The sequence below is a fragment of the Paraburkholderia sp. GAS206C genome (genome assembly GCF_050435645.1).
In the GTDB taxonomy this organism is placed as follows: Bacteria; Pseudomonadota; Gammaproteobacteria; order Burkholderiales; family Burkholderiaceae; genus Paraburkholderia; species Paraburkholderia phenazinium_B.
This window is the reverse complement of record NZ_JBNDKR010000010.1, coordinates 142,492-168,959: the sequence shown is the minus strand read 5'-3', so window position 1 is coordinate 168,959 and position 26,468 is coordinate 142,492. Positions and strand designations below refer to the sequence as shown.

The 26,468-nt window shown below is 65.1% G+C and carries 26 protein-coding genes; 11 read left to right on the top strand and 15 right to left on the bottom strand.

The window, feature by feature from the left end; genetic code table 11:
* Positions 1-4: 4 nt before the first annotated feature.
* Genes P3T20_RS27505 through P3T20_RS27495 form a run of 3 tightly spaced genes read left to right on the top strand, consistent with a single transcriptional unit; the run spans position 5 to position 2,850 of the window.
* On the top strand, positions 5-1,069 hold the full coding sequence (locus P3T20_RS27505; protein WP_429288412.1) for an ATP-grasp domain-containing protein: 1,065 nt from the start codon (positions 5-7) through the stop codon (positions 1,067-1,069).
* Positions 1,066-2,220, top strand: coding sequence for a hydantoinase/oxoprolinase family protein (locus tag P3T20_RS27500; RefSeq protein WP_429288411.1), 1,155 nt, complete (start codon positions 1,066-1,068; stop codon positions 2,218-2,220). Before P3T20_RS27505 ends, P3T20_RS27500 begins: the two co-directional genes overlap by 4 nt.
* Before the next feature lie 39 nt (positions 2,221-2,259).
* The gene (locus P3T20_RS27495) at positions 2,260-2,850 is read left to right on the top strand and encodes an aspartate kinase (RefSeq protein WP_074264704.1); all 591 of its coding nucleotides are present in this window, start codon (positions 2,260-2,262) and stop codon (positions 2,848-2,850) included.
* Between the two features lie 75 nt (positions 2,851-2,925).
* Here the strand turns inward: P3T20_RS27495 and P3T20_RS27490 are convergent, their stop codons facing one another.
* The 3 genes from P3T20_RS27490 to pqqA form a co-directional block, all read right to left on the bottom strand.
* Positions 2,926-3,669, bottom strand: coding sequence for a (5-formylfuran-3-yl)methyl phosphate synthase (locus tag P3T20_RS27490; RefSeq protein WP_429288410.1), 744 nt, complete (start codon positions 3,667-3,669; stop codon positions 2,926-2,928).
* 27 nt (positions 3,670-3,696) lie between these two features.
* Entirely contained in the window at positions 3,697-4,296 is a 600-nt protein-coding gene (locus tag P3T20_RS27485; protein ID WP_429288409.1) for a DUF447 domain-containing protein, read from the bottom strand.
* A gap of 99 nt (positions 4,297-4,395) precedes the next feature.
* Positions 4,396-4,470 carry a pyrroloquinoline quinone precursor peptide PqqA gene (gene pqqA, locus P3T20_RS27480; RefSeq protein ID WP_143787599.1) on the bottom strand — a complete coding sequence of 25 codons (75 nt, stop codon included), beginning with the start codon at positions 4,468-4,470 and terminating at the stop codon, positions 4,396-4,398.
* Between the two features lie 471 nt (positions 4,471-4,941).
* Between pqqA and P3T20_RS27475 the strand changes: the two genes are divergently transcribed.
* The 7 genes from P3T20_RS27475 to fba all read left to right on the top strand — a co-directional run bounded on the left by P3T20_RS27475 (position 4,942) and on the right by fba (position 13,246).
* A complete protein-coding gene (locus tag P3T20_RS27475) occupies positions 4,942-6,441 on the top strand; it encodes a form I ribulose bisphosphate carboxylase large subunit (protein WP_429288408.1) in 1,500 nt (499 codons plus the stop codon).
* 130 nt (positions 6,442-6,571) lie between these two features.
* On the top strand, positions 6,572-7,000 hold the full coding sequence (locus P3T20_RS27470; RefSeq protein WP_429288407.1) for a ribulose bisphosphate carboxylase small subunit: 429 nt from the start codon (positions 6,572-6,574) through the stop codon (positions 6,998-7,000).
* A gap of 3 nt (positions 7,001-7,003) precedes the next feature.
* The gene (gene cbbX, locus P3T20_RS27465; protein WP_429288406.1) at positions 7,004-7,963 is read left to right on the top strand and encodes a CbbX protein; all 960 of its coding nucleotides are present in this window, start codon (positions 7,004-7,006) and stop codon (positions 7,961-7,963) included.
* 27 nt (positions 7,964-7,990) lie between these two features.
* On the top strand, positions 7,991-9,088 hold the full coding sequence (locus tag P3T20_RS27460) for a class 1 fructose-bisphosphatase (protein WP_429288405.1): 1,098 nt from the start codon (positions 7,991-7,993) through the stop codon (positions 9,086-9,088).
* 19 nt (positions 9,089-9,107) lie between these two features.
* Positions 9,108-9,980, top strand: coding sequence for a phosphoribulokinase (locus tag P3T20_RS27455; protein ID WP_074264696.1), 873 nt, complete (start codon positions 9,108-9,110; stop codon positions 9,978-9,980).
* A gap of 46 nt (positions 9,981-10,026) precedes the next feature.
* Positions 10,027-12,120, top strand: coding sequence for a transketolase (tkt, locus tag P3T20_RS27450; protein WP_429288404.1), 2,094 nt, complete (start codon positions 10,027-10,029; stop codon positions 12,118-12,120).
* A gap of 55 nt (positions 12,121-12,175) precedes the next feature.
* A complete protein-coding gene (gene fba / locus P3T20_RS27445) occupies positions 12,176-13,246 on the top strand; it encodes a class II fructose-bisphosphate aldolase (protein WP_429288403.1) in 1,071 nt (356 codons plus the stop codon).
* Between the two features lie 30 nt (positions 13,247-13,276).
* Here fba and P3T20_RS27440 read toward each other — a convergent pair whose 3' ends face one another.
* From P3T20_RS27440 to P3T20_RS27430, 3 genes are read right to left on the bottom strand one after another with little or no spacing between them, the layout of a single operon-like run.
* The gene (locus P3T20_RS27440) at positions 13,277-14,659 is read right to left on the bottom strand and encodes a DUF6513 domain-containing protein (protein WP_429288402.1); all 1,383 of its coding nucleotides are present in this window, start codon (positions 14,657-14,659) and stop codon (positions 13,277-13,279) included.
* Positions 14,660-14,704: 45 nt separating this feature from the next.
* The gene (locus tag P3T20_RS27435; protein WP_429288401.1) at positions 14,705-15,280 is read right to left on the bottom strand and encodes a flavoprotein; all 576 of its coding nucleotides are present in this window, start codon (positions 15,278-15,280) and stop codon (positions 14,705-14,707) included.
* Complete coding sequence (locus tag P3T20_RS27430) at positions 15,277-17,370, bottom strand: sigma-54-dependent Fis family transcriptional regulator (protein WP_429288400.1); 2,094 nt, start codon at positions 17,368-17,370, stop codon at positions 15,277-15,279. The genes P3T20_RS27435 and P3T20_RS27430 overlap by 4 nt, the downstream gene beginning before the upstream one ends.
* A 445-nt stretch (positions 17,371-17,815) precedes the next feature.
* Between P3T20_RS27430 and P3T20_RS27425 the strand changes: the two genes are divergently transcribed.
* Positions 17,816-18,340 (top strand): dihydroneopterin aldolase, encoded by a 525-nt coding sequence (locus tag P3T20_RS27425; RefSeq protein WP_429288399.1) that lies wholly within the window; start codon positions 17,816-17,818, stop codon positions 18,338-18,340.
* A gap of 80 nt (positions 18,341-18,420) precedes the next feature.
* Here the strand turns inward: P3T20_RS27425 and P3T20_RS27420 are convergent, their stop codons facing one another.
* The 9 genes from P3T20_RS27420 to P3T20_RS27380 form a co-directional block, all read right to left on the bottom strand.
* Complete coding sequence (locus P3T20_RS27420; protein WP_074264690.1) at positions 18,421-18,825, bottom strand: hypothetical protein; 405 nt, start codon at positions 18,823-18,825, stop codon at positions 18,421-18,423.
* 85 nt (positions 18,826-18,910) lie between these two features.
* Positions 18,911-19,420, bottom strand: coding sequence for a formaldehyde-activating enzyme (gene fae, locus P3T20_RS27415; RefSeq protein WP_074264689.1), 510 nt, complete (start codon positions 19,418-19,420; stop codon positions 18,911-18,913).
* Between the two features lie 104 nt (positions 19,421-19,524).
* Positions 19,525-20,463, bottom strand: coding sequence for a triphosphoribosyl-dephospho-CoA synthase (locus tag P3T20_RS27410; protein WP_429288504.1), 939 nt, complete (start codon positions 20,461-20,463; stop codon positions 19,525-19,527).
* Positions 20,456-21,505 carry an ATP-grasp domain-containing protein gene (locus P3T20_RS27405; protein ID WP_429288398.1) on the bottom strand — a complete coding sequence of 350 codons (1,050 nt, stop codon included), beginning with the start codon at positions 21,503-21,505 and terminating at the stop codon, positions 20,456-20,458. Before P3T20_RS27405 ends, P3T20_RS27410 begins: the two co-directional genes overlap by 8 nt.
* Positions 21,502-22,533, bottom strand: a complete 1,032-nt coding sequence (gene mch / locus P3T20_RS27400) for a methenyltetrahydromethanopterin cyclohydrolase (RefSeq protein WP_429288397.1) — start codon at positions 22,531-22,533, stop codon at positions 21,502-21,504. The genes P3T20_RS27405 and mch overlap by 4 nt, the downstream gene beginning before the upstream one ends.
* Complete coding sequence (locus tag P3T20_RS27395; protein ID WP_429288396.1) at positions 22,508-23,770, bottom strand: ATP-grasp domain-containing protein; 1,263 nt, start codon at positions 23,768-23,770, stop codon at positions 22,508-22,510. The genes mch and P3T20_RS27395 overlap by 26 nt, the downstream gene beginning before the upstream one ends.
* A 52-nt stretch (positions 23,771-23,822) precedes the next feature.
* Entirely contained in the window at positions 23,823-24,764 is a 942-nt protein-coding gene (locus P3T20_RS27390; protein ID WP_074264684.1) for an NAD(P)-dependent methylenetetrahydromethanopterin dehydrogenase, read from the bottom strand.
* Positions 24,765-24,889: 125 nt separating this feature from the next.
* On the bottom strand, positions 24,890-25,918 hold the full coding sequence (locus P3T20_RS27385; RefSeq protein WP_429288395.1) for a beta-ribofuranosylaminobenzene 5'-phosphate synthase family protein: 1,029 nt from the start codon (positions 25,916-25,918) through the stop codon (positions 24,890-24,892).
* A 147-nt stretch (positions 25,919-26,065) separates the two neighbouring features.
* Positions 26,066-26,464, bottom strand: a complete 399-nt coding sequence (locus tag P3T20_RS27380) for a 4a-hydroxytetrahydrobiopterin dehydratase (RefSeq protein ID WP_429288394.1) — start codon at positions 26,462-26,464, stop codon at positions 26,066-26,068.
* Positions 26,465-26,468 lie beyond the last annotated feature (4 nt).

Here is a 26,468-nt window from a genome sequence, read left to right as displayed (position 1 = left end):
TCCTTTGACCAAGATCTTTGTCTTCGAGTATCTCACCGGTGGCGGCATCGATCCGGCACATGCCGGCGCGGGAAGTCTGGCCGACCTGAGCGCGCTGATCGTCGAAGGCCGGGTGATGCGTGACGCACTGGTGAGCGACCTGCAGGAACTCGACGGAGTGGACGTGAGCTTCGCGAGTTCCCGTTTTGAAACCGTCGCATCGTCGCGCGTTCATTGTAGGGCCGCACAAGGCGAGTCGATGACCGCCTTTGTCGCGAGGGTAGCTCGCGAGCACGACTACGCGTGGATCATCGCGCCGGAGTGCGACGGTTTGCTGCTGCATCTGTACGACGCGGTGGGCGCCGCGCGCTGGCTTGGCTGTTCGAAAGAATCGATCCGCGTGGCGTCGAGCAAGAGCGCGACTGCGGCGTGCCTGACGGCGCACGGCATCGCCACGACGCCGGCTGTCGAACCTGGACAGCTCGCAGGACAGGCCGCCGGACAACCGGGCAGCCGTTGGGTCGTGAAACCGGATGACGGCGCGGGCGGTCTCGATACCTTCGTATTCGACAATTTTGCCGACGCCTGCGCCGAATACGACGCACGTGCCGCCGCCGCGCGCAATCCGGTGCTGCAGGCATGGGTCGACGGCGAGCCGCTCAGCCTCTCGCTGATCTGCCACGGCGACGGCGTTGAACTCGTCAGCATCAACCGGCAGCAAATCAGCCTGAGCGAAGGCGATGCGGCGCAGCAGCAACCGCACATCGTGGAATTCGATGGCGTGATGGTCAACCAGATCGACCTGGCCGGCGACCAGGGCCGCATGCTCGGCGCGCTCGCGCAGCGCGTGGCTCAGGCGCTGCCGGGGCTGCGCGGCTTCGTCGGCATCGACGTGGTGTGGCATGCGTCGCGCGGCCCGATTGTGATCGAGGTCAACCCGCGTCTGACGGTGGCGTATGCCGGGCTGTCCGAGGCGCTCGGCGGCAACCTCGCGCACGCCCTGCTTGCTGCCCACGGCGTGCGTATCGTGGGGTCCGGTCCGGCGGCGCGCAACTGTGGCGCACCGCCCGCCTGCGGAGCGCAGCGATGAGCGCCGGGTTCGGCGCCGATGCAAGCGTCGCTACGGCGGATGGCGCGGCGGTATTCGGCTGGGATGTCGGCGGCGCGCACGTGAAGGTGTCGATGGCCGATGCCGCGGGCGCGGTGCTCGATGTCGCGCAGTGGGCTTGTCCGCTATGGCAGGGCCTCGGCCATCTCGAGCGAACCATCGACCTTGTCTTCGAGCGCTGGCCGGACGCCCGGACTGACGCCGCGCTGCACGCGGTGACGATGACCGGGGAAATGGTCGACCTCTTCGAGGACCGCGCGCATGGTGTGCAGGCCATCGCTGCTGCGCTCGCGCAGCGGCTCGGGCCGCGCTTGCGTTTCTACGCGGGCGACGCCGGCTGGCTCACGCCGCAGTCCTGCGCGGACGGTTGGCGCAGTGTCGCCTCGGCGAACTGGCTGGCCACCGCGCGCTGGATCGCGTCGCGCGTACCCGATGCGCTGCTGATCGACATTGGCAGTACCACCACCGACATCATTCCGATCGCAGGCGGTGGCGTCGTCGCGCGTGCTGCGACGGATGCCGGGCGGCTCGCCACCGGCGAGCTCGTGTACCAGGGCGTGGTGCGCACGCCTTTGTGCGGTATCGCCCAGCGCATCGAGTTCGCTGGGGAGACCGTCAACGTGATGAACGAATGGTTTGCGACCACGGCGGACGTCTACCGCCTCACGGGCGAACTGGCGCCGCACTACGACCTGTATCCGAGCGCCGACCAGGGACCGAAGACGGAAGCAGCCAGCCGCACGCGGCTCGCGCGGATGATTGGCCGGGACGCCCACGAAGCGGGTTCCGACGAATGGCGCGGGTTCGCGCTGCGCTGGCGCGAACTGCAGTTGCGCGAGATCGGCGCCAATCTGGCGCGCGTGACGGCGGCTCACCCTGAGCTCGCCGCCGCACCGCTGGTCGGCGCTGGGTGTGGACGCTTTCTCGCGGCGGCGCTGGCCGGTTTGGAAGCCGGGGAAGCGCCACGCGCCTACATCGATTTCGGCACGCTGGCGGGTGTGCCAGCGAACCGGTCGGACTGGGCCGCAACGTGCGCGCCGAGTGTGGCGATTGCGCTGCTTGCGGCGGCTCGCCACTGGGAAGCCGGCGATGCCAGCCGCGGCGGAGCAGCGCGGGCGGCCTTGAGCGGTTGAAGGGAAACGAGCGGAAACGCGCGGAAGAGGACAACGATCATGTGGGTGGTCAAGATCGGGGGCAGCCTGAGTCACGATCCGATGCTTCGCAAGTGGCTCGTCGAGCTATGTGAGGTGGGGGGCGGGCGCGTCGTCATCGTGCCCGGTGGAGGCGATTTCGCGGACAAGGTGCGGCAATACCAGAGCGAGTGGCGCTTCGACGATCTCGCCGCGCACAACATGTGTCTGCTTGCCATGACGCAATACGCGATTCTCATGCAAGGAATCTTGCCTGAACTCGTGCTCGCCTCGAGCGAGGCGAAGATCCGCCGCGCGCTGCGCGACGGCCGCGTGGCCGTGTGGGTGCCGACCTCGCTGATGCGCGACACGCCGGACGCGATGAGCAATTGGGACACCACCTCCGACAGCCTCGCCGCATGGCTCTCGACCATGCTCAACGCCGAGCGGTTGATCGTGGTGAAGTCATGCGCCATCTCTGAGAACGAGCGGCTCGAGACGCTGGCGGCCACGGGCGTGGTCGACCGCCGTTTCGTCGACCATGTGATCGAGGCCAATTACGTGGTCGAGATGTTCAACAAGGACAATGTTGCGCTGATGCGCGACCGGCTGCTGAACATCCCGGTGATCTAGTATTCGTGCCTATTGCTGCGCGGTCTTTTGCGGCATCCTGGGTGCGAGGCAACGGCTTGCGCGCAATCAGGTGCATTAAAGACGTGCAGCGCCGGAGGCCTGGGCGTTTGCTGCGGCGAGCGCGCCGCTTGTCTCTCCAGCAGGACGGTGCAGTGCGGTGGCCCATTGCGCCACGCGTTGCGGATCGAGTCGCGAGCGCCTTCCATCGACACATAATGCCGTGCGAAAACCCGCCACGTCCGGCGCGAGCGCCCGGATCTGCTCGAACTGCGCCCAGCCGAGCGAGCCGGCGATGCCGCTCATCGCGCCGCGCTCGCGCGTGAGCCGCAGCCATTGCGCGAGCGAATCGCCATCCACGTAATCGAACAGTGTGCGGCCGTCCTTGCCGGCGGTGTCGAACATCACCCCGACAAAACCGAGCGTGGCCGTATAGGCAACCAGTTCGCCTTCCATGCCGCTGTCGCACAGCAGCACCGGCACGACCGCAGCCGGCAGATTGGCCAGTTGTTCGAGACAGCGTCGTGCAGACGGACCGGGCGCCACCCCCACTTTCACGTAGTCGATGCCAGCGTCGCTGACTTCGATGACACGGGTGGCGATTTCATCGAGCGCGTCCGCCGGCACGTCGCCAATCGTTGCGCTAATCGGCTTGACTGGATAGCAGGCGCGAAGCTGGCGGACGATATGCGTGATGTCGCCGATCGACAGGCCGCCGAGCGCGCCCGCGTTCGGCTCCTTCAGGTCGATCAGTTCGGCGCCGGCACGAGCGGCGTCCAATGCTTCGTCGTCCGAGCGGACGCTCGCGAGCAATGCGGTCATCGATATTCTCCGAAATGGCGGGACAGACTAGTGCGCTATGAGTTCGGCGGCTGAACCGCCGGAAGATTCGAGGCTCTCGCGATGCCGCGCGATCGCGGCGGTGAGCCACCCCCAGGCGGTGAGTTCGGCATCGCCGGCGGTTTTGTCGATGGCGATCTGCAGGTAGGCCATTTCGCGGTCCACCTTGTCGGCCGGCAGCATGAAAAGCCGGCTCACGAGAATCGCGCCTTCCACCACCGCGGCCTGGGCGCGGTTAAAACCGGTGAACGGCGCATGGTTTTCGCGGTGCACGCATTTCATGCGCAGCACCGGGCGCTCCTTGTCGTCGCGCAGTTCGTCGAGTTCGAGTTCAGCGTGCGCCAGCGACCCGGCGAGCCTGATGCTCGCCACACGGCTGGCGGCGACGGTGGGCCAGTCGCTCGCGCAATGCGTGACGCAGCCGGCGAAGATACGGACGTCGGTGGTGAAGTTCAGCACTGCAGCCCGCGACGCGACGATATTGTCGAGCGTGACCGACGGGCGAAACGGCGAGAGGATGACGAAGTCGTCCTCGTAACGGGCCCCCATGGGCGCGATATGAGGACGGCCATCGCACGCTGCTGTGGTGACGATCGTTTCGTGGATCATGGATGGGAACGCGTGTCCTGGCAGCGCCGAAAAGCCGGCCGGTTAGTCAGGGATTACCGCAAATCCGCCGAAGGGCCGCGTGTCGCGGCCCGGGCGGGCTTAACGCGTAGCGACGTACATCGTGATTTCGTAACCAAGACGTATATCGGTGTAGCTCGGAGTCGTCCATTGCATACGTGTTTCCTCCATGTGTTGTACAGCGTTGCGCCGTCGGTCCGGCGTGATGCCGGACTTCATTGGCGTTGGTTACTACGCAAGCTCCATGCCGGGTTTTCGATGACCTGGCACAAGCGACTTGTGGGCGCGCCGCAATGCAGCGTTTGCCGAATTGCGCCGGTGCGACCACGGTGTGCGCAGCACGATGCGCTCGTGCCGCGCACTGTTCCGGGAATGCAGCAAAGTGTTCCATGCCGGGCAGCACGGTTCTGTTCTCCTGTCACCCGGCGCTCGCAATCCCATGCAGATCATTCTCCATCGATCGTTCGCGCATGTGTTGAAAAATCGCTTCGCGTTGTGCAATCGATAACGGATCGGTTAAGTCTGCCAAATGAAATCGTGAATTCTCAGTGACTGCGTTCCTGCATACAGTGCAAACAAGCGCTCCGTTCTTCCGGCAGCGCACCTGTTCACCTTCGAGGATATGTCATGAACGATTTCAGTCAACCGGTCATTGATTCCATACACAAGCCGCGCGACGCGCAGAAACCTCGCGAACGGTACGCCGCGGGCGTCATGAAGTATCGCGAGATGGGTTACTGGCAGCCGGATTACACGCCGAAAGACACCGACATCATCGCGCTCTTTCGCATCACGCCGCAGCCCGGTGTCGATCCGGAGGAGGCGGCGGCGGCCGTGGCCGGTGAATCGTCGACGGCAACCTGGACCGTGGTGTGGACCGACCGCCTGACTGCATGCGACATGTACCGTGCGAAAGCCTACCGCGTCGATCCCGTGCCTGGCGCAAGCGCCGGCGAGCCGCAGTATTTCGCGTACATCGCCTATGAACTGGATCTGTTCGAAGAGGGTTCGGTCGCCAACCTGACCGCCTCGATCATCGGCAATGTGTTCGGCTTCAAACCGCTCAAGGCGCTGCGTCTCGAAGACATGCGCATACCTGTTGCTTATCTGAAGACCTTCCAGGGGCCGCCGACGGGCATCGTCGTCGAGCGCGAGCGGCTCGACAAGTACGGCCGGCCGTTGCTTGGCGCGACCGTCAAGCCGAAGCTCGGTTTGTCGGGCAAGAATTATGGCCGGGTCGTATATGAAGGATTGCGCGGCGGCCTCGATTTTCTGAAGGACGACGAAAACATCAACTCGCAGGCCTTCATGCACTGGCGCGACCGTTTTCTGTTTTCAATGGAGGCGGTGAATCGCGCGCAAGCGGAAACGGGTGAAGTCAAAGGCCACTACCTGAACGTGACGGCCGGCACGATGGAGGACATGTATGAGCGCGCCGAATTCGCTAAGCAACTGGGTTCCTGCATCGTCATGATCGATCTCGTGGTCGGCTGGACGGCGATTCAATCGATGGGGCGCTGGGCGCGCCGCAACGACATGATTCTGCATCTGCATCGCGCGGGTCACAGTACCTATACGCGGCAGCGCAATCACGGCATCTCGTTTCGCGTGATCGCGAAGTGGCTGCGCATGGCGGGCGTCGATCATGCGCACGCGGGCACCGCGGTCGGCAAGCTCGAAGGCGATCCGCTTTCGGTGCAGGGCTATTACAACGTGTGCCGCGAGGCACACAACGAGGTCGATCTGTCACGCGGGATTTTCTTCGACCAGCCGTGGGCGGGTTTGCGCAAGGTGATGCCGGTGGCCTCGGGCGGCATTCATGCAGGGCAGATGCATCAACTGCTGGACCTGTTCGGCGACGACGCGATCCTGCAGTTCGGCGGCGGCACGATCGGTCATCCGGCCGGTATCCAGGCGGGCGCGGTAGCGAATCGCGTTGCGCTCGAAACGATGGTGAAGGCGCGCAACGAGGGTCGCGACATCGTGCACGAAGGGCCGGAGATTCTCGAAGGGGCGGCGTGCTGGTGCACGCCGCTCAAGCAGGCGCTCGATACGTGGCGGGATGTGACGTTCAACTATGCGTCAACCGACACGCCGGATTTCGCCGCCACGCCGACTGCGGCCTGAGCGGCGGGTATCCAGAGCGGGTAGCGGGTATTCAGGTTTTCTCAATGCGGGTCCGGTAGCAGTGCAGCCGCACTGCGCGGAAAACCGTTGGCGCCGTTTCGGAACGATGCATTCATCAGCGAGGTACGTCATGCGTATTACACAGGGTACGTTTTCCTTCTTGCCGGAACTGACCGACGCGGAGATCGGCTTGCAGATCGACTACGCGCTGGGCCAGGGCTGGGCCTGTTCGGTCGAGTACACCGACGATCCGCATCCGCGCAACACCTATTGGGAAATGTGGGGCCTGCCGATGTTCGACCTGCACGATGCGGCCGGCGTGTTGCAGGAAGTGAAGGCGTGCCGCGCGGCGCGGCCGCAGCACTACATCAAGATCAACGCCTTCGATTCGGTGCGCGGCTTTGAGACGATGCGTCTGTCGTTCATCGTCAATCGCCCGGACGAGGAGCCGGGCTTTCGCCTCACGCGCCAGGACGGGGTGGGACGTGTGCAGCGTTACGGGCTGTCCGGCTACGCGGGCGACCGGCCCTCGGGCGAGCGATATGTACCGGGGCGCTAGAAGATGAACTGCGCAGAGGTGCCCAATGTCGATCTCGCCGCGCTCTATCGCGACTCCGGCATCGGCGACGTGCTGGCCGAACTCGATCGCGATCTGGTCGGGCTCGCCCCTGTGAAGACCCGCATTCGCGAGGTTGCGGCCCATCTGCTCGTCGAGCGGGCCCGCGCTTCGCTCGGCCTCGCAGGCGGCGCGCCGACCCTGCATATGTGCTTCTCCGGCAATCCCGGCACCGGCAAGACCACGGTCGCGCTACGCATGGCCGAAGTGCTGCACCGGCTGGGTTACATTCGCCGCAATCATCTGGTTTCGGTGACGCGTGACGACCTGGTCGGTCAGTACATCGGCCATACCGCGCCGAAAACGCGCGAGGTGTTGAAGCGCGCGATGGGCGGCGTGCTGTTCATCGACGAAGCGTATTACCTGTATCGCCCGGAAAACGAACGCGACTATGGTCAGGAGGCGATCGAGATCCTGCTGCAAACCATGGAAAACCAGCGTGACGATCTCGTCGTGATTCTCGCTGGCTACGCGGCGCGCATGGAAGTGTTCTTCGAGAGCAATCCGGGCTTTCGTTCGCGGATTGCGCATCACATCACGTTTCCCGACTACGACGACGCGGAACTGCTCGACATCGCCGAGCGGATGCTCGCGACGATGCATTACCGCTTCGATGCCGACGCGCGCCGCGCTTTCGCGGACTATCTCGCGCTGCGCACCCGCCAGCCGAATTTTGCTAACGCCCGTTCGGTGCGCAATGCGCTCGACCGCTCGCGGCTGCGTCAGGCCAATCGCCTGTTCGCCACGGCGATGCGGGACGGCGCGGCCATCGACGCCGCCGCGCTCACGCTGATTGCGGCCGCCGACATTCGCGGGAGCCGTGTGTTCGCCGAAACGCCCGCGGCAAGCGACGGGGTGCCTGCGTCCTCCCATGCGACGCACGCCGTGCTGGCGCCGCCAGGCTAAACGAAAACCATCCCTCAGGAGATCGCCATGCAAGACGGACGTACGACCCTCTCGAAGTTCCTGATCGACACGCTCGACCGCCAGCCTGGAGCGCAGAACGCGGGCCTTTCGGCGCTCCTGATCGACGTGGCCGCGGCGATCAAGTCGATCTCCGCGATGCTCACCAAAGGCGCGCTTGGCGGCCACTACGGCTCCGCGCATAGCGTCAACACGCACGGCGAGGAGCAGAAGAAGCTCGATGTCGCGACCAACGAGATCTTCGTGCAGCAATGCGAATGGGACGGACTGCTCGCGGCGATGGCGTCCGAGGAAATGGAGGCGGTCTACCCGATTCCGCCGGGCTATCCGCGCGGCGACTATCTGCTTGCCTTCGATCCTCTCGACGGTTCGTCGAATATCGACATCAACGGCGTGGTGGGATCGATCTTTTCGGTGCTGCGCAATGAAAACCCGGCGGATTCGCAGGCGCCGGTGGGCGAGTCCGCGTTTCTGCAGCCGGGCCGCGAGCAGGTCGCAGCAGGCTACGCCGTCTACGGGCCTTCGACGATGCTCGTGCTCTCGGTCGGCAACGGCACGCATGGCTTCACGCTGGAGCGCGACATCGGCAACTTCGTGCTCACGCATTCGAACATTCGCATTCCAGAAGACACGGTTGAATTCGCCATCAACGCGTCGAACGAACGCTTCTGGGAACCGCCGGTGCGCCGCTATGTACAGGAGTGCAAGGACGGACGCAGCGGTTGCCGTGCAAGCGACTTCAATATGCGCTGGATCGCATCGATGGTCGCCGAGGTGCATCGCATCCTGATGCGCGGCGGCGTGTTCATGTACCCGCGCGACTCGAAAATACCGGCCATGGAAGGGCGCTTGCGGCTGCTGTACGAGGCCAACCCAATGAGCTTTCTGATCGAACAGGCCGGCGGCCTTTCGATCACCGGGCGCGAACGTATTCTCGACGTCGTGCCGCGCACGCTGCATGGACGCGTGCCGGTGATCCTCGGTTCGAAGAACGAGGTGGAGCGCATCGAACGCTATCACGGTGAATACGACCGCGGCGAGGATCGACCCTTCACGTCACCGCTCTTTAGCCGGCGCTCGCTGTTTCTGCCCGGCTTCACGGCTTAAATCATCCGGAGACAAACGCATGTCAAGCAAACACCCGATCGTCGCGGTGACCGGTTCGAGCGGCGCCGGCACCACGACTGTGATGAAGAGCTTTACCCATATTTTCCGGCGCGAAAAGATCAACGCGCAGATCGTCGAAGGCGACGCTTTTCATCGTTATGACCGCAACGGCATGCGCGAAGCCATGAAACAGCACGAACGGGATGGCGCACCGAACTTCAGCCATTTCGGGCCGCAAGCGAATCTGCTCGAAGAACTCGAGGCGCTCTTCGCCCGTTATGGAGAAAGCGGCACCGGGAAGTTGCGCCACTATGTGCACGACGAGCCCGAAACGCGGCTCTACAAGCAGGACGCCGGAACCTTCACGCCATGGGAGGAGGTGACGCCGGACACCGATCTGATGTTCTATGAAGGCCTGCACGGGGCGGCGGTGACGGACAGCATCGACATCGCGCGGCATGCGGATCTGCTGATCGGCGTCGTGCCGATCATCAATCTCGAATGGATCCAGAAACTGCATCGTGACCAGACCATGCGCGGCTACTCGCATGAGGCCGTGGTCGATACGATCCTGCGGCGCATGCCTGACTACGTCAACTATATCTGCCCTCAGTTCTCACGCACGCATGTGAACTTCCAGCGCGTGCCCACCGTGGACACGTCGAATCCGTTTACCGCCCGCGAGATTCCGCAGCCGGACGAGAGCTTCGTCGTGATCCGTTTCGCGCGGCCGAAAGGGATCGACTTCCAGTATCTGCTGACGATGCTGCACGATTCGTTCATGTCGCGGCCGAATGTGATCGTGGTGCCAGGCGGCAAGATGGGCCTCGCGATGCAGCTGATTTTCACACCGATGATTCTGCAACTGATCGACCGGCGCTCGCGCGCCTGAGGCGCCGCGCTGCATGGTGGGTTGATTTCGTGCAAGGAGAGCTTCGATGAGTACCGTCGCAAAATCCATCGCCACATCCGCAGCACCCGCAGCACCCGTAACACCTGCAGCCGAGGCGACGCGCCTGATGGCCGACGCGCTGCGCATGCTCGCGATCGATGCGGTCGAAGCGGCTAGATCGGGTCATCCGGGCATGCCGCTCGGCATGGCCGAGATCGCCGTCGCGCTGTGGGATCGCCATCTGAAACACAGTCCGCGCAATCCTGCGTGGCCCGACCGCGACCGCTTTGTGCTGTCGAACGGGCATGGCTCGATGCTGTTGTACGCCCTGCTGCATCTCACCGGCTACGACCTGCCGATCGACGAACTCAGGCGCTTCAGGCAATTGCACAGCAAGACGCCGGGGCATCCCGAAGTGGGCGTCACGCCCGGCGTCGAAACGACCACGGGGCCGCTCGGGCAGGGACTGGCCAATGCGGTCGGCATGGCGCTCGCCGAGGCGCTGCTCGCGCGTGAATTCAACCGGGCCGGCCATGCGGTCGTGGATCACCGCACTTACGTGTTTGCCGGAGACGGCTGCCTGATGGAAGGCATCTCGCACGAGGCGGCCTCGCTCGCCGGTACGTTGAAGCTCGACAAGCTCACGGTGCTGTACGACGACAACGGCATCTCGATCGACGGCCACGTCGCGCAGTGGTTCAGCGACGACACGCCGGCGCGTTTTGCGGCCTACGGCTGGCACGTCGAGCGTGACGTGGATGGACACGACGTCGACGCGGTCGATCGGGCATTGTGTGCTGCGCGCACAGCGGGCCGGCCGACGCTGATCTGCTGCAAGACGGTGATCGGCAAAGGGTCGCCATCGAAAGCAGGGACGCACGATGTGCACGGCGCGCCGCTCGGTGCCGATGAAGCCGCGAACACGCGACGCGCGCTCGGCTGGGAGCATCCGCCGTTTGCGATGCCGGCCGAGGTCCATGCGCTCTGGGACGCCGGCGAGCGGGGCGCCACTGCTGAAAGCGACTGGACGAAGCGATTCGAAGCCTATCGTAAGCACTATCCGCATGAAGCCGCTGAGTTCGAGCGTAGGGCGCAAGGCACGCTGCCCGCGCAGTGGCGCGATGCGGTCCGCGCGATGTTGCGCGACGCGGACGGCGCGGCGGAGTCGATTGCGACACGCAAGGCCTCGCAGCAGGCGATCGCCGCGCTCGCCCGGACGTTGCCGGAGTTGCTGGGCGGCTCGGCGGACCTGACCGGCTCGAATCTGACCAACTGGAAAGGAGCGGTCGACGTCCATGCGGACGATAGCGGCCTGCAAGGCGGCAACTATCTGCACTACGGCGTGCGCGAGTTCGGCATGAGCGCGGTCATGAACGGCATCGCGCTGCATCGTGGCTATATCCCGTTCGGCGGCACCTTCCTCACGTTTTCCGATTATTCGCGCAACGCGTTGCGTATGGCTGCGTTGATGAAGCTCCGTTCGATCTTTGTGTTCACGCACGACTCGATCGGCCTCGGCGAAGATGGGCCGACGCATCAGTCGGTGGAACATGCGGCGAGTCTGAGGCTGATTCCGGGGCTCGACGTCTGGCGTCCGTGCGACACCGTCGAAACTGCGCAGGCGTGGGCCTGTGCAGCGGAGCGCGGCGGACCGTCATGCCTGCTGCTGAGCCGCCAGAATCTGCCGTTCGCCGCGCGCAGCGGCGCGCAGATCGAGGCGGTCGCGCGGGGTGGGTATGTCTTGCGCGACTGGGCGGATGCGTCGGCGCAAAGCCGCGTTGTCCTGCTCGCCACCGGCTCGGAAGTGTCCCTTGCGCTCGACGCCATCGCGCCGCTAGCCGAAGCCGGTATTGCCGCGCGCGTCGTGTCGATGCCGTCCACCAGCGTGTTCGACCGGCAGTCCGGCGCGTGGCGCGACGCGGTCCTGCCGCCAGGCGTGCCGCGCATTGCGGTCGAAGCGGGGGTTCGCGCGTTCTGGCGGCAATACGTGGGCCTCGAAGGCGGAGTTGTGGGCATCGATACGTTCGGCGAGTCCGCACCCGCTGCCGCGCTGTTCAAGCATTTCAATCTGACCGTGCAGGCGGTGGTGGATGAAGCCATCCGCGTCGTGCAATGCGCGCAACTGGCGCCATCGACATGAACAAGTGCCCACGCGGCGAGCTGATCCGATTCGATTCGACTTCGAGGAGTTTGCAATGGCCTTCATCGCACTGCGGCAACTATTGGACCACGCGGCCGAGCACGGCTACGGCGTGCCCGCGTTCAACGTCAACAATATGGAGCAGATCCAGGCGATCATGCGGGCCGCCGAGGCGACCGCGAGCCCGGTGATCCTGCAGGCGTCGGCGGGCGCCCGCAAGTATGCGGGTGAACCGTACCTGCGTCATCTGGTGCTCGCCGCGCTCGAGGCGCATCCGGATATCCCGCTCGTGCTGCACCAGGATCATGGCGCGAGCCCGGCTGTGTGTCAGCAGGCGATCCGCTCGGGCTTTACGTCGGTGATGATGGACGGCTCCCTGTTGCCGGACCAGAAGACGCCCGCTGCCTACGAGTACAACGTCGACGTGAGCCGCCGGGTTGTCGAGGCGGCGCATGCAGTGGGTGTATCTGTCGAAGGTGAGCTGGGTTGTCTCGGTTCGCTCGAAACCGGCGCGGCGGGCGAGGAGGACGGCGTCGGCGCCGAAGGGCAACTCTCGCGCGACGAGTTGCTCACCGATCCGCGCGAGGCACAGTTTTTCGTGGAGGCGACCGGCGTCGACGCGTTGGCGATTGCGATCGGCACCTCGCATGGCGCCTATAAATTCAGCCGTGAGCCGACAGGCGACATTCTTGCCATCGACCGGATCGTCGAGATTCACGAACGGATTCCGAACACCCACCTCGTGATGCACGGCTCGTCGTCGGTGCCGCAGGAGTGGCTCGCGGTGATCCGCGAATACGGCGGCGAGATTCCCATGACGTACGGGGTGCCCGTCGAAGAAATCCAGCGCGGCATTGCGCATGGTGTGCGCAAGGTCAATATCGACACCGACATCCGGCTCGCGATGAGCGGCGCAATGCGCAAGTCGCTGGCCAATGCCCGCTCGGAGTTCGATCCGCGCGCCGCGTTGAAGGCGGCGACGGCGGCCGCGAGCGCGCTTTGCATCGAACGTTTCGAGGCGTTCGGATGTGCGGGCCAGGCCTCGCGCATCAAGCCGCTGCCGCTCGATGCGATGGCGCGCCGCTACCACCAGGTGTGCAGCAGGCCACCGGCGCATGGGCAGTGATGCGATGAATCGGCGCGGCTGGGTTAGCCCTCAGCGCTTTTTCATCGTCTCGCCTGACGCTTGCCACGCCATGAGATCCTGTTCAGGCCGGTCGACCGCGCAGCCCCAGTCGAGCGGCTGGTCCTGATCGAAGCGCTTGCCGAGCCGCCAGGCGATCTCGGCGCGGGCGAGCTGGACGCCCATATAGAAGGCGTGGCCGCCGTCGGTTTCGAGATTCAGGTTGGGGTAGAGCGCGAACGGGTCGCCCGCCTGGCGATGTCCGTCGCGGTTGTAAACGTGAATGCCGTCCGCGCTGACCTGGACGCGAAAGTTGGGGTCCCGCACCTCGCGCGCAACCTCGGCGATTTCGGCGGTGCTGTACGGAAAAGGGCGTTTGGCGTGAACCGTCGCGAGATCGCTGTTGATGCCCTTAGGCAGCACCTGTGCTTCGCGGGCGGCGTACATCACCCTGCGCGCGACATCGGCTTCGCGGACCGCGCGCCGTGCGTGCAGGCTGACTGACGTGGTGAGCACTGCGCTCACACGTAGCTCCGCTGCCATGCCAAGCAGCACCGCGTTGATGCCGCTCGTATCGGCCTCGGTCAGTTCAGTCACGTTGCCGATGCCCATCATGATGCCGATATCCGGGTAGCGTTCGCGCAACCGGACATAACGCGCAATCGATGCGGCGAGACCGAACGGAATCGGATCGAGAATGGGGTCGGCGAGAAACGCGCGGCCGCGTGCGGCGAGCCGCTCGATCGCGGCATCGAGCGAGGCCGGGTCTGCCGGCTCGCGGGCGACGAGGATCGGCGTGGACGGCACCTCGTCAGCAATCCAGAGCGTGTCGAGGTTCAGGCTCATCAGATAATCCGCGCCCGCGCGGCCGCCACGCAGCAGTTCGTCGCTGCGCATCGAATCGACGCTCACGCGATACCCCTGAGCTTTAAGCAGGCGCACCGCGTCTTCGAGATGCGGAAACGGCGTTTCGGGCAGGCAACCGATGTCGATTACATCGGCGCCTTGCGCGACGTACTCGCGCGCACGTGCGGCGATGCCATCCAGATCGAGCCGCGGCGCATCGACGATCTCGGCAAAGATCCTGGCCTCGTAACGCGTCAGATCGAACGGTTGCGCCTCGCGGCCGAAGAATTGCGGCAAATCCTTGACCTCTTCCGGGCCTCGCTCGAACCGCACGCCGTAGTGCCCGGTCAGCGCGGCGAGGTCGCCGCGGCAACGCCCGGGCACGATGACCCGCTGCGCCACGAGCGGGACGGGGATGCGACGGCGAATCAGGTCGGCCGTCATGAGCGCTGCGACCTGCAGGCCGATTTCGCGGATTTCCCAGCTGAACGGAGTCGGCGCCATGCTTTCGAGCGTGTGAATCAGGCTCTTTTCGGCGAGCCGGCCAGTCAGGAAGACGATATGGTCCATGTCAATGCACGGCCGGGCAGCGATCGCAGGGAGCGTGGGGGCTGTTCATATAGTCACGCGCGACAGGCGCTCACCGAGCGCCGCTTTCAGTTCATCCAGCGAGCGCACGAGTGTCGTGTATTCGAAGCGCGACAGGCGCTCAACGTTGTCGAGTTCGATCGCCCGCGGACGCAGTTCGACCCATTCGTTCGGGCTTTGCGTCACTACGGTCGGCTCCGTGTCGCATGCAAAGACAATGCCCGGAATGCACTGCTTGCCCGCCTGCGCGTACATGTTGGTCGGTAGCGTGTCGGAGATGCCGAATGCGCATTTGGCCACGGTGTTGCTGGTGGCCGGCGCGATCACCACCGTGTGGTACATGCCGTGGTAGAGCATACCGACCGGCACGCCGCTCACACTATTGTCGCGAAACACGCGGAAGTGCTTGCGCAGCTTCGGCAGGGGCCAGCCATAGAGCGGCAAGACTTCCTCCGCGGCTGCGGAAAGGAAGAGATCGACGCGCGGCAATTCGAGCGCGAGCGCGATCGACTCGTCGAGCAGATGGCCGGAGCCTGTTACGCACCAGGCGAAGCGCGCATCGGGCTTGAACTCGGCGAGACGACGAGCGGGCGTCTGGGTCATGCGTCGTCGATGGGCGGCGACTCTTTGGAGAACGAATCGTCGGACGGCATCTCGTCGGCCGGCTCGCCGGCGATTGCCGAGCCGTTGTGCGACAGACGGATATGCAGCCGGCGCATCTTCCGGTACAACGTGTTGCGGCTGATGCCAAGCGCCTTGGCGACGTTGCTGACGTTCCAGCGGTGCTCGTCGAGCAGCGTCAGAACGGTCCCGCGTTCGTTCAACTGGATGGCGTTGAGCGCGGAAAGATCCACTTCGTCGTCCGGATGCGGGTCGACGTCCGGCACCGCCGCACGCAAAGCTGCCACCGGCCCGTTTTCCGGCATGCGTTGGGTGATTTCGCCAGGCAGGTCCTGGCAGCGGATGGGTTGTCCGTCGCAAAGCGCAATGGCCATCTGCAGTACGTGACGCAACTGGCGGATATTGCCGGGCCATGCATACGTCAGCAACGCCTGCTCGGCTTCCGGGGTCAGCTCGGGCGGATCGTTGTTCGTTTCTTTTTCGAGCAGATGATGGATCAGCGCGAGCTTGTCGACCCGTTCGCTGAGTGGCGGCAGATTCAGTTCAACACCCTTGAGCCGGTAATACAGATCCTCGCGAAACTGTCCGCCGTGCACGAGTTCGAGCAGATTGCGGTGACTGGCGCTGATGAGCTGGAAATCGACCTTGATGGTCGTTTCGGCGCCGAGCGGCGTGACCTCGTGTTCCTCGATCACGCGCAGCAGGCGCGCCTGCAACGCGAGCGGCATGTCGCCGATTTCATCGAGGAAGAGCGTGCCGCTATTGGCCTGCACGATTTTGCCACGCCGTCCTTCACGCTGCGCGCCGGTAAACGCGCCCGCCCGATAGCCGAACAGTTCGCTTTCGATCAGATTTTCGGGCAGCGACGCGCAATTCACCGGCACGAACGGACCGGATGCGTGTGGGCTGATGCTATGCAGCGCTTGCGCGAAGACTTCCTTGCCGGTACCCGTTTGCCCTCTGAGGATGATCGGAATCTTGCGCTGGACCACTCGCGCCGCGAGCTGGATTTGCGAGGCCATGCGCGGATCGCCGAATTCCAGGTGCGCGATCTGGTCGAGCCGGGCCGGCGCCGGCCGCTTCTCGGGCGCGCTGGCACGCGTCACGGGCGCTGTCCCCGCCACTCGCACGCCACGTTCGGCGCTGCTTTGCGGCGTCTGCGCGACGAGAAAGAAGCGGTTGGTCGCGTTAGCGCTATACACGGTGACCGGATGGAACGACCCGCGGATGCTGCGCGCGATCATGTCCTCGAGCGAAGCATTGAACGCTTCCTCGATGCGCCGGCCGCGCAGTTCGCGCAGCGAGCGGAAGCCGAGCTGGAACAGCGCGCTGCGGTTTGCGGCGAGCACCGTGCTGTCGTCCGCCACCGCCAGTTTGCCGCCGTGCAGCGTACCGACGAATTCCGGGCGGCTGTGAAAATGGATCATGTTCGCGTGCCGGTAACGCGCATCCAGCAGACGGTTTTCGATCATCTGCCGCGACATGCCGACCAGCACCAGAGAATGCTGCTGCAGCAGCTTCGAGCGGCTCGTCACATCCAGCACGCCGGCAATTTCGCCGCTGTCGTCGAAAATCGGCGCGGCGGAGCAGGTGAGCGACGTATAGCGCGGATAGAAATGCTCGTGCTGGCAGACGGCGATGCAGTCGCGCTCGGCGAGGCACGTGCCCATGCCGTTCGTGCCGGCCTCGCGTTCGCTCCATAGAGCGCCGACGCGAAAGCCGTCCGCGGCGACCGCTTCGGCGAAAGGCACCGACGAAACCTGATGGACGATCATGCCGCCGGCATCGACCAGCACCACCGCAAGTTCGGGATCGGCCAGCTGCTGGTAAAGCGTGGTCATTTCGAGCTTCGAGCAGGCGATCAGATCGCCCATTGCCTCTCGGCGCGAACTGAGTTCGTAGTCGGTCAGGACAGGGGGCACGACAAAACGGGAAGGGTCGAGCTGGAATTCGTTCATGCAGCGCGCCCATGATTGAGCGACGGGGTCGCTCGTCGGGCGGGTCGCCAATTGATGATTGACGACGTTCAAAACTTCACGGACGTGCATGGTGCTGTCAGTGAGCAACGACATGGGGTTTGTCTCCGTTGCGTCAATTCGTCCGTGCCGGCTCACACTGCGTTGCTGCTGCCTTGCTTCGCCATGCGCGTACGAGTGCCGCTTTATCGATACCGTCTTCCCCTCGCGCTACGGTTCTGGGTCCATATGCGCACCGAGTGATTAGTCCTTATACCAAGCATCGGCTTAAAACTCTACGCCGGATGTCGCTCCCGTTCAATAAAAAAGTCGCAATAGCCCTGAATAGCGTGCGCGATTTTTGCTTTTCTCATCATCGTGCCCGAATGACTTCCTCTGCTGGCCGAAGGCGAGGAGAGTGTTGCAGCTTCGGCGCAGAGTGCTTCGCGTGCTGTCACACCTGTGCGGCTATGCGTTTACCCGAGGCGCGTCTTGCAGCGCGGTTTCGGGCCTTTTGCCAACTCGTTTGCAGATTATTTGCCGCGCCGCGGCGGAGTACACCATGGATCGTCTCGATGCCGTTCGTCTTGCCAGTTTCTCCGCTGCCGGGGTGCCGGGCGCCACTGCGCCGTTCGACGCGCCCTCTACCGCCATGCCGTCCGGGCGGATGGACATCGTCTTCATCGAAAACTTTGTTGGTCAGACGATCATCGGTATCGACAGCAGCGAGCAACATGTCCCGCAGCCGGTACGGATGAATCTTGCAATCGGAGTTCCCGCCATTCGTGCCTGCACAACCGATCGCATCGAGGACACGATCAATTATGCGGCGGTACGTAGCGCGCTACATGGGCTCCTTGCGTCGCATGGCGTGCGTTTGCTCGAAGCGCTTGCCGAAGCGGTGGCGCGCCTCCTGATCACCGAGTTCGGCGCTCACTGGGTGCGCGTCGCGCTAGCCAAACCCGCCAAGTTCGATGATGTGTCGGCGGTTGGCGTGCAGATCGAGCGGCAGCGTAGCGATATGCCGCAAACGGCCGCAGGGGTCACAGGTTATGCATTGCTCGGGGCAGGGCTGATTCCGGACTGAGCGAAAAAACGCGGCGCGGTGCTGTTGCCAGCACCGTGCGCGTGATTCGCTATTTCAGGCGGCCCCACACATTGGCTCGACTACTTCGCCGCCGTCTTTTCGTGCCCTAGCCCACAACTGCGGTAGGCATCGGTCTGCAATGCGCGGAATTTCTTCGTCTGCGCTTTCGCCTGATCGACCCGAAACTCCGAGCCGCCTTCCCCGCCCAACGTTGCGTACTTGGAGAACGTCGACTGATCGACGAACTCCTCGTAGGGCAGCGCGGTGGCCATCTTGTCGATCACGCACGAACATTTATAGACGTTGGCGAAATCGTGTCCGTTGTCGTCCATGCATCCCAGCACATATTCGACCCGGCCCTGCGTCGGATAGTTGTAACCTCCCGCCGGGGCCGCCGCCGTGGGCGCGTCGCCATCCGCCCACGCGAGCGGTACCGCGAGCGTGAGGCAGGCACAGGCTGCCAGCGCACGACATCGTATGCTCATCTCTTGCCTCTATGAGAGGGTCGCTTCACAGCAAAGGTCCGCTCGAGCGCGAACCCTTGCTGCCCCCACGCAATCCGGCGCACCGTCAGTTCGGTGCAAACGGATGCGCGACGCTGCCCTTCTTCGCCACGACTTCCGCCGCGCTCGGTTCACCGGCGACAGCGCGCTTGATTGCCTCGCGCGTCGCCTGGTAGTTGAATTCCTGAATCTTCTTGTCGTCGTCGGCCTGCCAGTGAATAAAGACGCCAACGCACAGGAACAGATCGTCCGCTTCGTCCTGCGGGATCGTGCCATCCTCGACGCTGTCCGCCACGGCGAGTGCAACGGCATGCTGCGCAGGACCGAACATCTGCACGGCCTGCTTGGCGCCCTTGATCGTCACCTTGTTGAACAGAATCGTATTCGGCTTGGTGAGCAGGTTCGGCGCGACGACGGCAAGCAGCGATGTGAAGCCATCCTTATTATTGGTGAGTGCATTGCAGAATGCAGTTTCCGCCGCTGAACCTCGCGGTCCCATCAGCAAGTCGATATGTGCGACCTCGTTACCGTCGCCGACGAGCGACTCTCCTATCAGGACGCGATTAATCTTGGCCATTCTGTTCCTCCAATGAGTGGAATAGTGACTTGACGACTGACTGACATGCTCCAGTGACGATGCTGTTGCCCGATCGCCAACTGGCGGGTGAATGCGCAGTGGCACTAACTAACAGGATCCGTGCCAATGCGCTGGCTGCCCGGCTGGCATGAGCTGGGGCCGGCGCCGTCGACGGGTGCAAGGCAGCCGGCGACGAACAGCGTCGCCACGGTCAAGTCCGCGCTGGTGCCGGGGTTGATGGCGCCAGCCTTCAGTTCTGCGTCCCATGCATCGAGCGGCTGACGCATTTCGTCGGAACGGTTTTGCGCGAGCGAGTGGCGCCACGTCGCGTGCCGTTCGCGTGCCGCAAGCGTGACACTCTGCGCCACGGCAATACCCTGCTTACGCACAATGTGAGAGTCGGGCCAGGTGCCGAGGAACGTGAGAAAGACGTTGAGCGTGGCGTTCCGCGGCTGATCGGCAGGCATTTCGCGGAACGCGGCAAGGCCGCTGTCGAAGATGTCGCGAAATCCTTCCGCATATTGGCGCGCGATGCTGTCGCGCCCGGCAGCGAGCGTCATCGCTTCGCGCAGGCCGACCGTCGGCGGCGTGTAGACCGACTGTTCGGGCGCCTCGCCGAGACCGCCGGGATTGGCGAGCGCGATCGCGCGGTACGCGAGGCGCGTGTCGTCGATATCGAGCCGCGCCAGCACGCGTTCGGTCGCGTCGCGCCAGCGGTCGGCCGACAGTGGGCGCGGCGCCGCCTCCAGCGCCGCGGCGAGCGGCGCGACTAGCAGCAGGATGCCGAGGTTCGTGTTGCAGCCGACCGCGTCGCGCGTGCGGGTGACCGCATCGAGCACGCGCAGGCCGACCGGCGCGCCGCGTGCGAGGAGCGCGGCGGCGGCCACTTCCGCGCTGGTGATGAACTGGGCCGCGCGCATGCCATGTCCGGCGCTTTGCACGCTGACGTTGCCGGGCTTGGGGGTTTCCACATCGAGTCGGCAGGCCGCAAGGAAAGCGACGTGAACGGGTCCGTACGCGACGGAACAGGGCAACTCAGCCATGGTGTCCATGAAACGCTACAACGGCGGCCTCATCGGTCTGCGCGACCCCGGTAACACCGTCGCGCTGCGCGGGCAGCTTGCGCTGGAGCAGGTCGTCGGCGAGCGCTGCCGCGAGATCGATCGATGTGACCGATTGCAGGCCGCGCCATGCGGCTACGCCGTTGACTTCCAGCACGAGCGGCCGGGTGGGGTCATGGGGATCGGGAATCAGGTCGACGCCTGCGTAGTCGAGTCCGAGCGCCTCGGTGGCGCGCACGGCAGTCTGCGCAAGCGGCGCATCGAGTTGCGCCGCTTCACACGCGGCGCCCTGAGCGAAGTTATGGATCCAGCCCTTGCCGCCGACCCGCCGCATCGCCGCCACGGCACGGCCGCCAACCACCAGCACGCGCCAGTCGAAGCCCGGACGGCCGCCATCGATATAGCGCTGCAGATACGCAACCTGCTGATAGGGCTTGAGCGAAGGCAGAGGCGTCAGCGCGCGAGGTTGAGCGCCGCCGCGCGCGCCGAGCCGTTTAAGCCCGTGGCCTTGCGAGCCGAACAGCGGCTTGAGCACGACCTGGCGTCCAGCCGCTGCTTCGCGCATCAATACGCGTTGCGCAAACGCTGCGGATTCGCCGGCCCACGTCGCGGGCGTCGGTACTCCGTTGCGGTGCAGCAGAAAACTGGTCATCGATTTATCGACGCTGCGCTCGATCGCGCGCGCGTCGTTGTAGACGGGGACACCGCATTCGCGCAGTGCATGCAGGATACCGAGCCGCAGCGTGACCTGCTCAAAGGTGCCGCCGGCAATGCCGCGCACGAAGACGGCGTCGGGCAGGCCGTGGCCAAAGCCCGGCAGCATCAGCCCATGGGGTTCCCATGTCGTGTCGATGCGGCAGTCCGCCAGATCGATGCAGCGTGCCTCTGCGCCGCGCGCGCGGAAGGCCTTTTTCAGGCGCCCGGTGTGCCAGCCGGTTTCGTCGGTCATGATCGCAATGCGCAGCGCCGCCCGCGCATCGACGGGGTCTACGCCCGCGAAAGAGCCCGGTGCAGGAATGGTCATGGCTTGCCGTTCCATTGCTCGTGCAGCAGCGCCGCGTCGACCCGTCCGCCGTGCCAGGTCGCGCCGCTTTCGAGGCTGCTCACCCACACCTCGGCCGGCGCGAACAGCGCGGGATCGATCTGGTAGAAGTCGTAGTTGAACGAAGTGAAGATGTCAGCGAACGGGCGGCCATAATCGCGCGAGATGGAGGCGGGCAATTCGGCGGCGAGCTGCTTCGCCACCGCGTCGTGCTTCACGGTGAGATGCACGCGTCCGCCATACAGGATCGCGTCGTTGGTGCGGCCCATCGCCTGGATGCCGTCCGGCGCGGGCGGCGGCAAGGGCGCCGAGCCGCCGCCTTCCACGACTTCGTCGAGCGGTACGCCAAGCACATGGGTTTTGTGCAATGCAACTTCAACGACGCGCGCCACCACCTGTACCGTTCCCGCGACAGAGTGTGTCGGCGTGGTGACAAGCGTTAGCCGCTCGGGCGCGAGGCCGCAATCGTGCAGCACCTTGTCGATCACGACCTGTGGCGGCAGGCGATCCACCTCGAGGACCAGCACACCGCGCTCATGGCGGTCGCGGTAGCCGAGTTCGGCGAATAGCGGCTCCTTCACGGCCAGCGCGCGCGCCGGGCCCGAGCCAAGCGAGAAAAACTTCTTGCCGCCGGTCTGTTCCTTGGTGGCCGACAGGCTCCATCCGGCGTACTGGCTGCCGAGGCAGGCGAGCACGGGCCACGAGGTGCGCACCTCGATCGTGCTGGGCCAGAGCGGCTGCGCATCCAGGTTCTCGCGCACCGTGACGTGGCCGAGGCCACCCATGCAGATGCGCGCAATCAGCACGCCCGCCGCGACGCTGCCGGGCGCCACGACGCCCGCATCCACCAGCACAGTGCCGTTTTCCGTGCGGCTGACGATTGCGCCGAAGCGCGCGGCGTCGTCGACCAGGCGGCTGACGAGACGCTCGCCAAGCGCATTGACGCTCAGCGCGGCAGCGCCGGCGAGCGGTAGCTGAGGCGCCTCAGGAGTGGCATTGGATGAAGGCATAGTCGGGCTCATGGCAGGTTTCGATTCGTTGCAGAACGAGCGCGCGTTGTTCTTCGAGCGCGTGCCGCACCGCGTCCAGCGAAGCCGCGCGCACGAGCAGCGTGCAGACCGGCTGGCCGGTTTCGATCCACGTGCCGGGCATGGGCACGTCGCGGCAGCATGGGTCACGCAGACAGGCGTCGCTGAAGCTTTGCGAAACGACGAATGGACGCGGCGCGAACAGCACCTGTTGACCTGCGCGCCACGCTGCGGACGCCGGCGTCTCAGGCGATGCGGGCGCGGGCAGGCGGCCGTGGCGGCATGCTTCGATATGACACGCGAGCAGTCCGTTCGGCCAGGCATCGGGCGAGGCGGTCTCGTAGAGCGTCATCGTCGAGGAGGGGCGGGTGTTGATTTCGAGCAGCTCGAACGTGTCGCCGTCGAGCAGAAAGTCGCAGCTATTGATGCCGGCGAGGCCGGTTTGCGCGCACAGCGCGGCAATCGCTGCCCGCACGCGCGCCTCGACGGCGGGCGGCAGATCGACCGGACCGAGCGGCCCAATCGATCCGGCGTGGACGAACGGCAGATTGCCCATCTTGCAGGTGAGTTGCTCAGCGAAGCCGAGCACGCGCGCGCTGCCGCGAGCGGCGATAAACAGCGCCGAGAGGGAGCGGCCGCTGCTTCGGCGCTGGAAATATCCTTGCGCAGGCACGTGCGAATCGCCGACCGCCGTGGCGGGTTCGATATGCGTGCCACCGCAACCGTCCGCGTGTTTGATCAGCCAGCCTTGCGCTTCATTGGCCACATCATTGGCCCCTTCATTGGCACCTTCAGCGGGCCGCGTGAACGCCACCGGCGGATGCGGAATACCGAGGGCATCCAGCAGCGCAAAAAACCGCCGGGGTTCGCGCACGGCGGCGCTGGCCTCCGCAGGATTGCCGATGAAGCGGGGCAGGCCTCGCGCGCGGGACAACTGCGCGACGAACGGCTCGAGCCCGCTGCCGTCAATCCAGCCGATCAGCCCCGGCAAGCGCGCGGTGCGTTCGAGCGCCGCCACCAGCCGCGCGTAATCGATCGACAGCTGGCCGGCGCCGATGTCGAACCACAGTTCGGCGGCCTCGCGGGTATCGCGGTCGCCGAACACATCGAGCGCGGCGACACGCAAGCCCGCGCGCGCGGCCGACTGCGCGAGCATCCGCGCCGACAGTCCCGCTACCGCGACGAATGGCGCATGCGAGAGCGATGGACGCGAGTTCATGGCGGCTCCGGTCGCGATAGCAATGGCGCGCAGATCGTCACGGGGCGCGCGCTCAACCGAGGCCGGCCGCGACGGCGCGGGCTTCGTCGAAGGCTTGTGGAAAACCGAGGTAGACCGGCTTGCCGCCCGTGCGCATCTGAATGAAGAGGCGATGCTCCACCTGATATTTGACGTTGCCGATCGCCAGCGCCCCAATGCCGATGGCGCCGCCGGCAGTCGGCACGCCTTCGATCGGCTTGCCGTCGTTCATCACGTTGACGCCCGCAATGCCTTCGGGCGGCACGGCGTTCACATCCGCGGCAATCAGCAGATGGGCGGCATGCGCCAGATCGGCCGTGCTGACCACCTGAACGCCTGCGACGGCGGTGGCGAGTACGATCTCGGCCTCGCCTAACGCCGCGCGCAGTTCTGCCTGCGTCGTTGTGCCCACCCCTTTGGTGACGATACTAAAGCGTTGATTGATATCGTCGCTGACACGCACCGCGCGCGCCTCTCCGGAGTGGCTCGCAATCGACACATCGGCGCCGAGCGAGGCCGCCATGGCCGCGGCCACGCGACCGACCGCGCCGGTGCCGCCAAGAATCAGCACGCGCTTGCCGCCCAGTTCCATGCCATAGGCCTTGGCCAGATGCCGCTCCACCAGCGCGACGAGTGCGGCGGCGGTGGTGTACGACCCGCTCGGATCGGCGAACACCGACACTTCGAACGGCGGCACCATGGCTTTGCGCGCGGTCTCGAGCATGTCGGCCGCGAGCAGGACATCGCGCCCGCCGATGAAGATGCCGGTGCGCGACACACCTTTCGGACCACGCGAAAAAATCGCGTCCTGGGTCAGGTTCGCGACCATGCCGGCTTCGACGCTGCAATACGGCACGATGATCTGATAGCCGGCGTCGGCGGCCATGTTCACGTCGAACGGACTCATCTGCGGCGTAGCCGTCAACATGTGCAGGATATAAGGCCTTTCAGTGGGTTTTTCAGTGGTGTCGGACATGGCAGGAGGCTCGTTCAGTGGCGTATCTCATGCAGGGCGCAAGGGAAGGGCTCAAGGCTGCGTGTGTTGCATACGCTGCGGGCGGCGGCGTTCGACTGTCCGCGGCGGTGTGGGACCGTGGTGCGTCATGCTGCGTCGATGCGCTGCTGCTGCGGGGCAACGACGCCGCGCACCGTCGCGCCGCGATTGCGTCCCGTGACAATCGTGCATTCGATGTGCGGCACACCGCGCGTGGCGTCGCGGGCCGTGGCGAGCGCACCCTCGGCCTCGCGTGCGTTGGCGACGATCGCAAAGCCGGTCGGCCCCCACGAACTCTGGCCGATGCCCGCGGTTCGCTCCGCGGCCACGGCGCGTAGCGCGCGCTCGACATCAGGGCTGGCGAACACGCCGCCTTGCACGGGGGCAAAGTATTCGCCGATGGTCTGCTGCATTTCCGTCAGGCCCTGCGCGAACGGCACCAGGTTTCGCTCCGCGACGCCGGGCAGAATCTTCATCAGCACGAGGTGGCACAGATGCGCGGCGAGTTTTTGCGGAAAGGGGGCGAGCGCGGCGAGGCCGCGGCGTTCTTCAGCACCGTGCAGGCCTTCGCGGGCGTTGTCGCTGACGAGCAGCACGCGCCAGCTATCCGGAAACGGCTGACGTGCGAGCAGAGGCGGCACACCCGGGTGCAGGTCGCCCGAGGGTCCGCCATCCACCAGCAGGCCGCCGCAATCGAAGCCGAGCACGCCAATGCCCGAGCGCGCGCCGCGCCCGAGGAGGCTCGCGAGTTCAGCGCTGGTCGCGGCATGGCCGAGCAGACGAACGAAGGCGCTGCCGACCGCGAGCGAGAGTTGCGTGCCCGATCCCAGGCCGCTGTGCGCGCGCGGCGTCCGGGTTACCTCGATCGCGACGGGCGTCGGGTCGTAGGCGGCGTGCAGCCGGTCAAGACAGATCGCAATGCGCTCGCGTTCCGCATCGGTCATCGTGCCTTCGATCTGGTCGTGTGCGGCGCGCCGCGCTTCGACCTGGGTGCCGGCGGAATCGATCACGAGTCCGAGGCTGCCGAACGCGCGTCCCAGCGAGGCGTTCGGATCGAGAAAACCCAGATGCAGCCGCGCGGGCGCATCGACCATCACGCAGGCGTCTGGTTGGAGGCGGCGACCGGGAAGCTGCATTGTGCGTGTCCTTATTCGTGCCTGACTTGCCGTGTATGAGCGGGCGACCCGAAGGGCCATCGCGGTAACGGCGCGTGCCGTGGCGCAGCGGCCCGGCGGGGCACTTCAAGCGAAAGCCGTACCAGGTGCGCGGGACGATGCCCAGCGTTAGCTTTCTGACGTGCTTTTCGGCGCGTCGTACTTGATGTAGCGGAAGCGCTGGTCGTCCGTTGGCGTGCCCTCGAGTGGGCCCCCTTCGGTTCCCGGCTGCCACTGGATGAATGATTCGATCTTGCTGGCGAGCGCGAAGTCCTTGTCCGTGATGCCCTTCGCGGAATGCGTCTTCAGTTTCACCGTCACGAATGCATAGGAGACCGTGAGATCCGGGTGATGCCACGCGGCTTCCGCGAGGTGGCCCACCGCGTTCACCACCATCAAGGTCCCTTTCCAGCCCTCGGTGCGATATTTGCGTCGCAACCAGCCGTCTTCGAGATACCAGTGCTGTAGCGGGCCAACGAGGCGTTGCTGGATCTCCTCGTCGGAATAGACCTGTTCAGTGTTTGCCATGACC

Coding starts and splice junctions, on each gene's coding strand:
- P3T20_RS27500 (WP_429288411.1), top strand. CDS start 1,066: ATGAGCGCCGGGTTCGGCGCCGATGCAAGCGTCGCTACGGCGGATGGC.
- P3T20_RS27495 (WP_074264704.1), top strand. CDS start 2,260: ATGTGGGTGGTCAAGATCGGGGGCAGCCTGAGTCACGATCCGATGCTT.
- P3T20_RS27490 (WP_429288410.1), bottom strand. CDS start 3,669: ATGACCGCATTGCTCGCGAGCGTCCGCTCGGACGACGAAGCATTGGAC.
- P3T20_RS27485 (WP_429288409.1), bottom strand. CDS start 4,296: ATGATCCACGAAACGATCGTCACCACAGCAGCGTGCGATGGCCGTCCT.
- P3T20_RS27475 (WP_429288408.1), top strand. CDS start 4,942: ATGAACGATTTCAGTCAACCGGTCATTGATTCCATACACAAGCCGCGC.
- P3T20_RS27470 (WP_429288407.1), top strand. CDS start 6,572: ATGCGTATTACACAGGGTACGTTTTCCTTCTTGCCGGAACTGACCGAC.
- cbbX (WP_429288406.1), top strand. CDS start 7,004: ATGAACTGCGCAGAGGTGCCCAATGTCGATCTCGCCGCGCTCTATCGC.
- P3T20_RS27460 (WP_429288405.1), top strand. CDS start 7,991: ATGCAAGACGGACGTACGACCCTCTCGAAGTTCCTGATCGACACGCTC.
- P3T20_RS27455 (WP_074264696.1), top strand. CDS start 9,108: ATGTCAAGCAAACACCCGATCGTCGCGGTGACCGGTTCGAGCGGCGCC.
- tkt (WP_429288404.1), top strand. CDS start 10,027: ATGAGTACCGTCGCAAAATCCATCGCCACATCCGCAGCACCCGCAGCA.
- fba (WP_429288403.1), top strand. CDS start 12,176: ATGGCCTTCATCGCACTGCGGCAACTATTGGACCACGCGGCCGAGCAC.
- P3T20_RS27440 (WP_429288402.1), bottom strand. CDS start 14,659: ATGGACCATATCGTCTTCCTGACTGGCCGGCTCGCCGAAAAGAGCCTG.
- P3T20_RS27435 (WP_429288401.1), bottom strand. CDS start 15,280: ATGACCCAGACGCCCGCTCGTCGTCTCGCCGAGTTCAAGCCCGATGCG.
- P3T20_RS27430 (WP_429288400.1), bottom strand. CDS start 17,370: ATGTCGTTGCTCACTGACAGCACCATGCACGTCCGTGAAGTTTTGAAC.
- P3T20_RS27425 (WP_429288399.1), top strand. CDS start 17,816: ATGGATCGTCTCGATGCCGTTCGTCTTGCCAGTTTCTCCGCTGCCGGG.
- P3T20_RS27420 (WP_074264690.1), bottom strand. CDS start 18,825: ATGAGCATACGATGTCGTGCGCTGGCAGCCTGTGCCTGCCTCACGCTC.
- fae (WP_074264689.1), bottom strand. CDS start 19,420: ATGGCCAAGATTAATCGCGTCCTGATAGGAGAGTCGCTCGTCGGCGAC.
- P3T20_RS27410 (WP_429288504.1), bottom strand. CDS start 20,463: ATGGCTGAGTTGCCCTGTTCCGTCGCGTACGGACCCGTTCACGTCGCT.
- P3T20_RS27405 (WP_429288398.1), bottom strand. CDS start 21,505: ATGACCATTCCTGCACCGGGCTCTTTCGCGGGCGTAGACCCCGTCGAT.
- mch (WP_429288397.1), bottom strand. CDS start 22,533: ATGCCTTCATCCAATGCCACTCCTGAGGCGCCTCAGCTACCGCTCGCC.
- P3T20_RS27395 (WP_429288396.1), bottom strand. CDS start 23,770: ATGAACTCGCGTCCATCGCTCTCGCATGCGCCATTCGTCGCGGTAGCG.
- P3T20_RS27390 (WP_074264684.1), bottom strand. CDS start 24,764: ATGTCCGACACCACTGAAAAACCCACTGAAAGGCCTTATATCCTGCAC.
- P3T20_RS27385 (WP_429288395.1), bottom strand. CDS start 25,918: ATGCAGCTTCCCGGTCGCCGCCTCCAACCAGACGCCTGCGTGATGGTC.
- P3T20_RS27380 (WP_429288394.1), bottom strand. CDS start 26,464: ATGGCAAACACTGAACAGGTCTATTCCGACGAGGAGATCCAGCAACGC.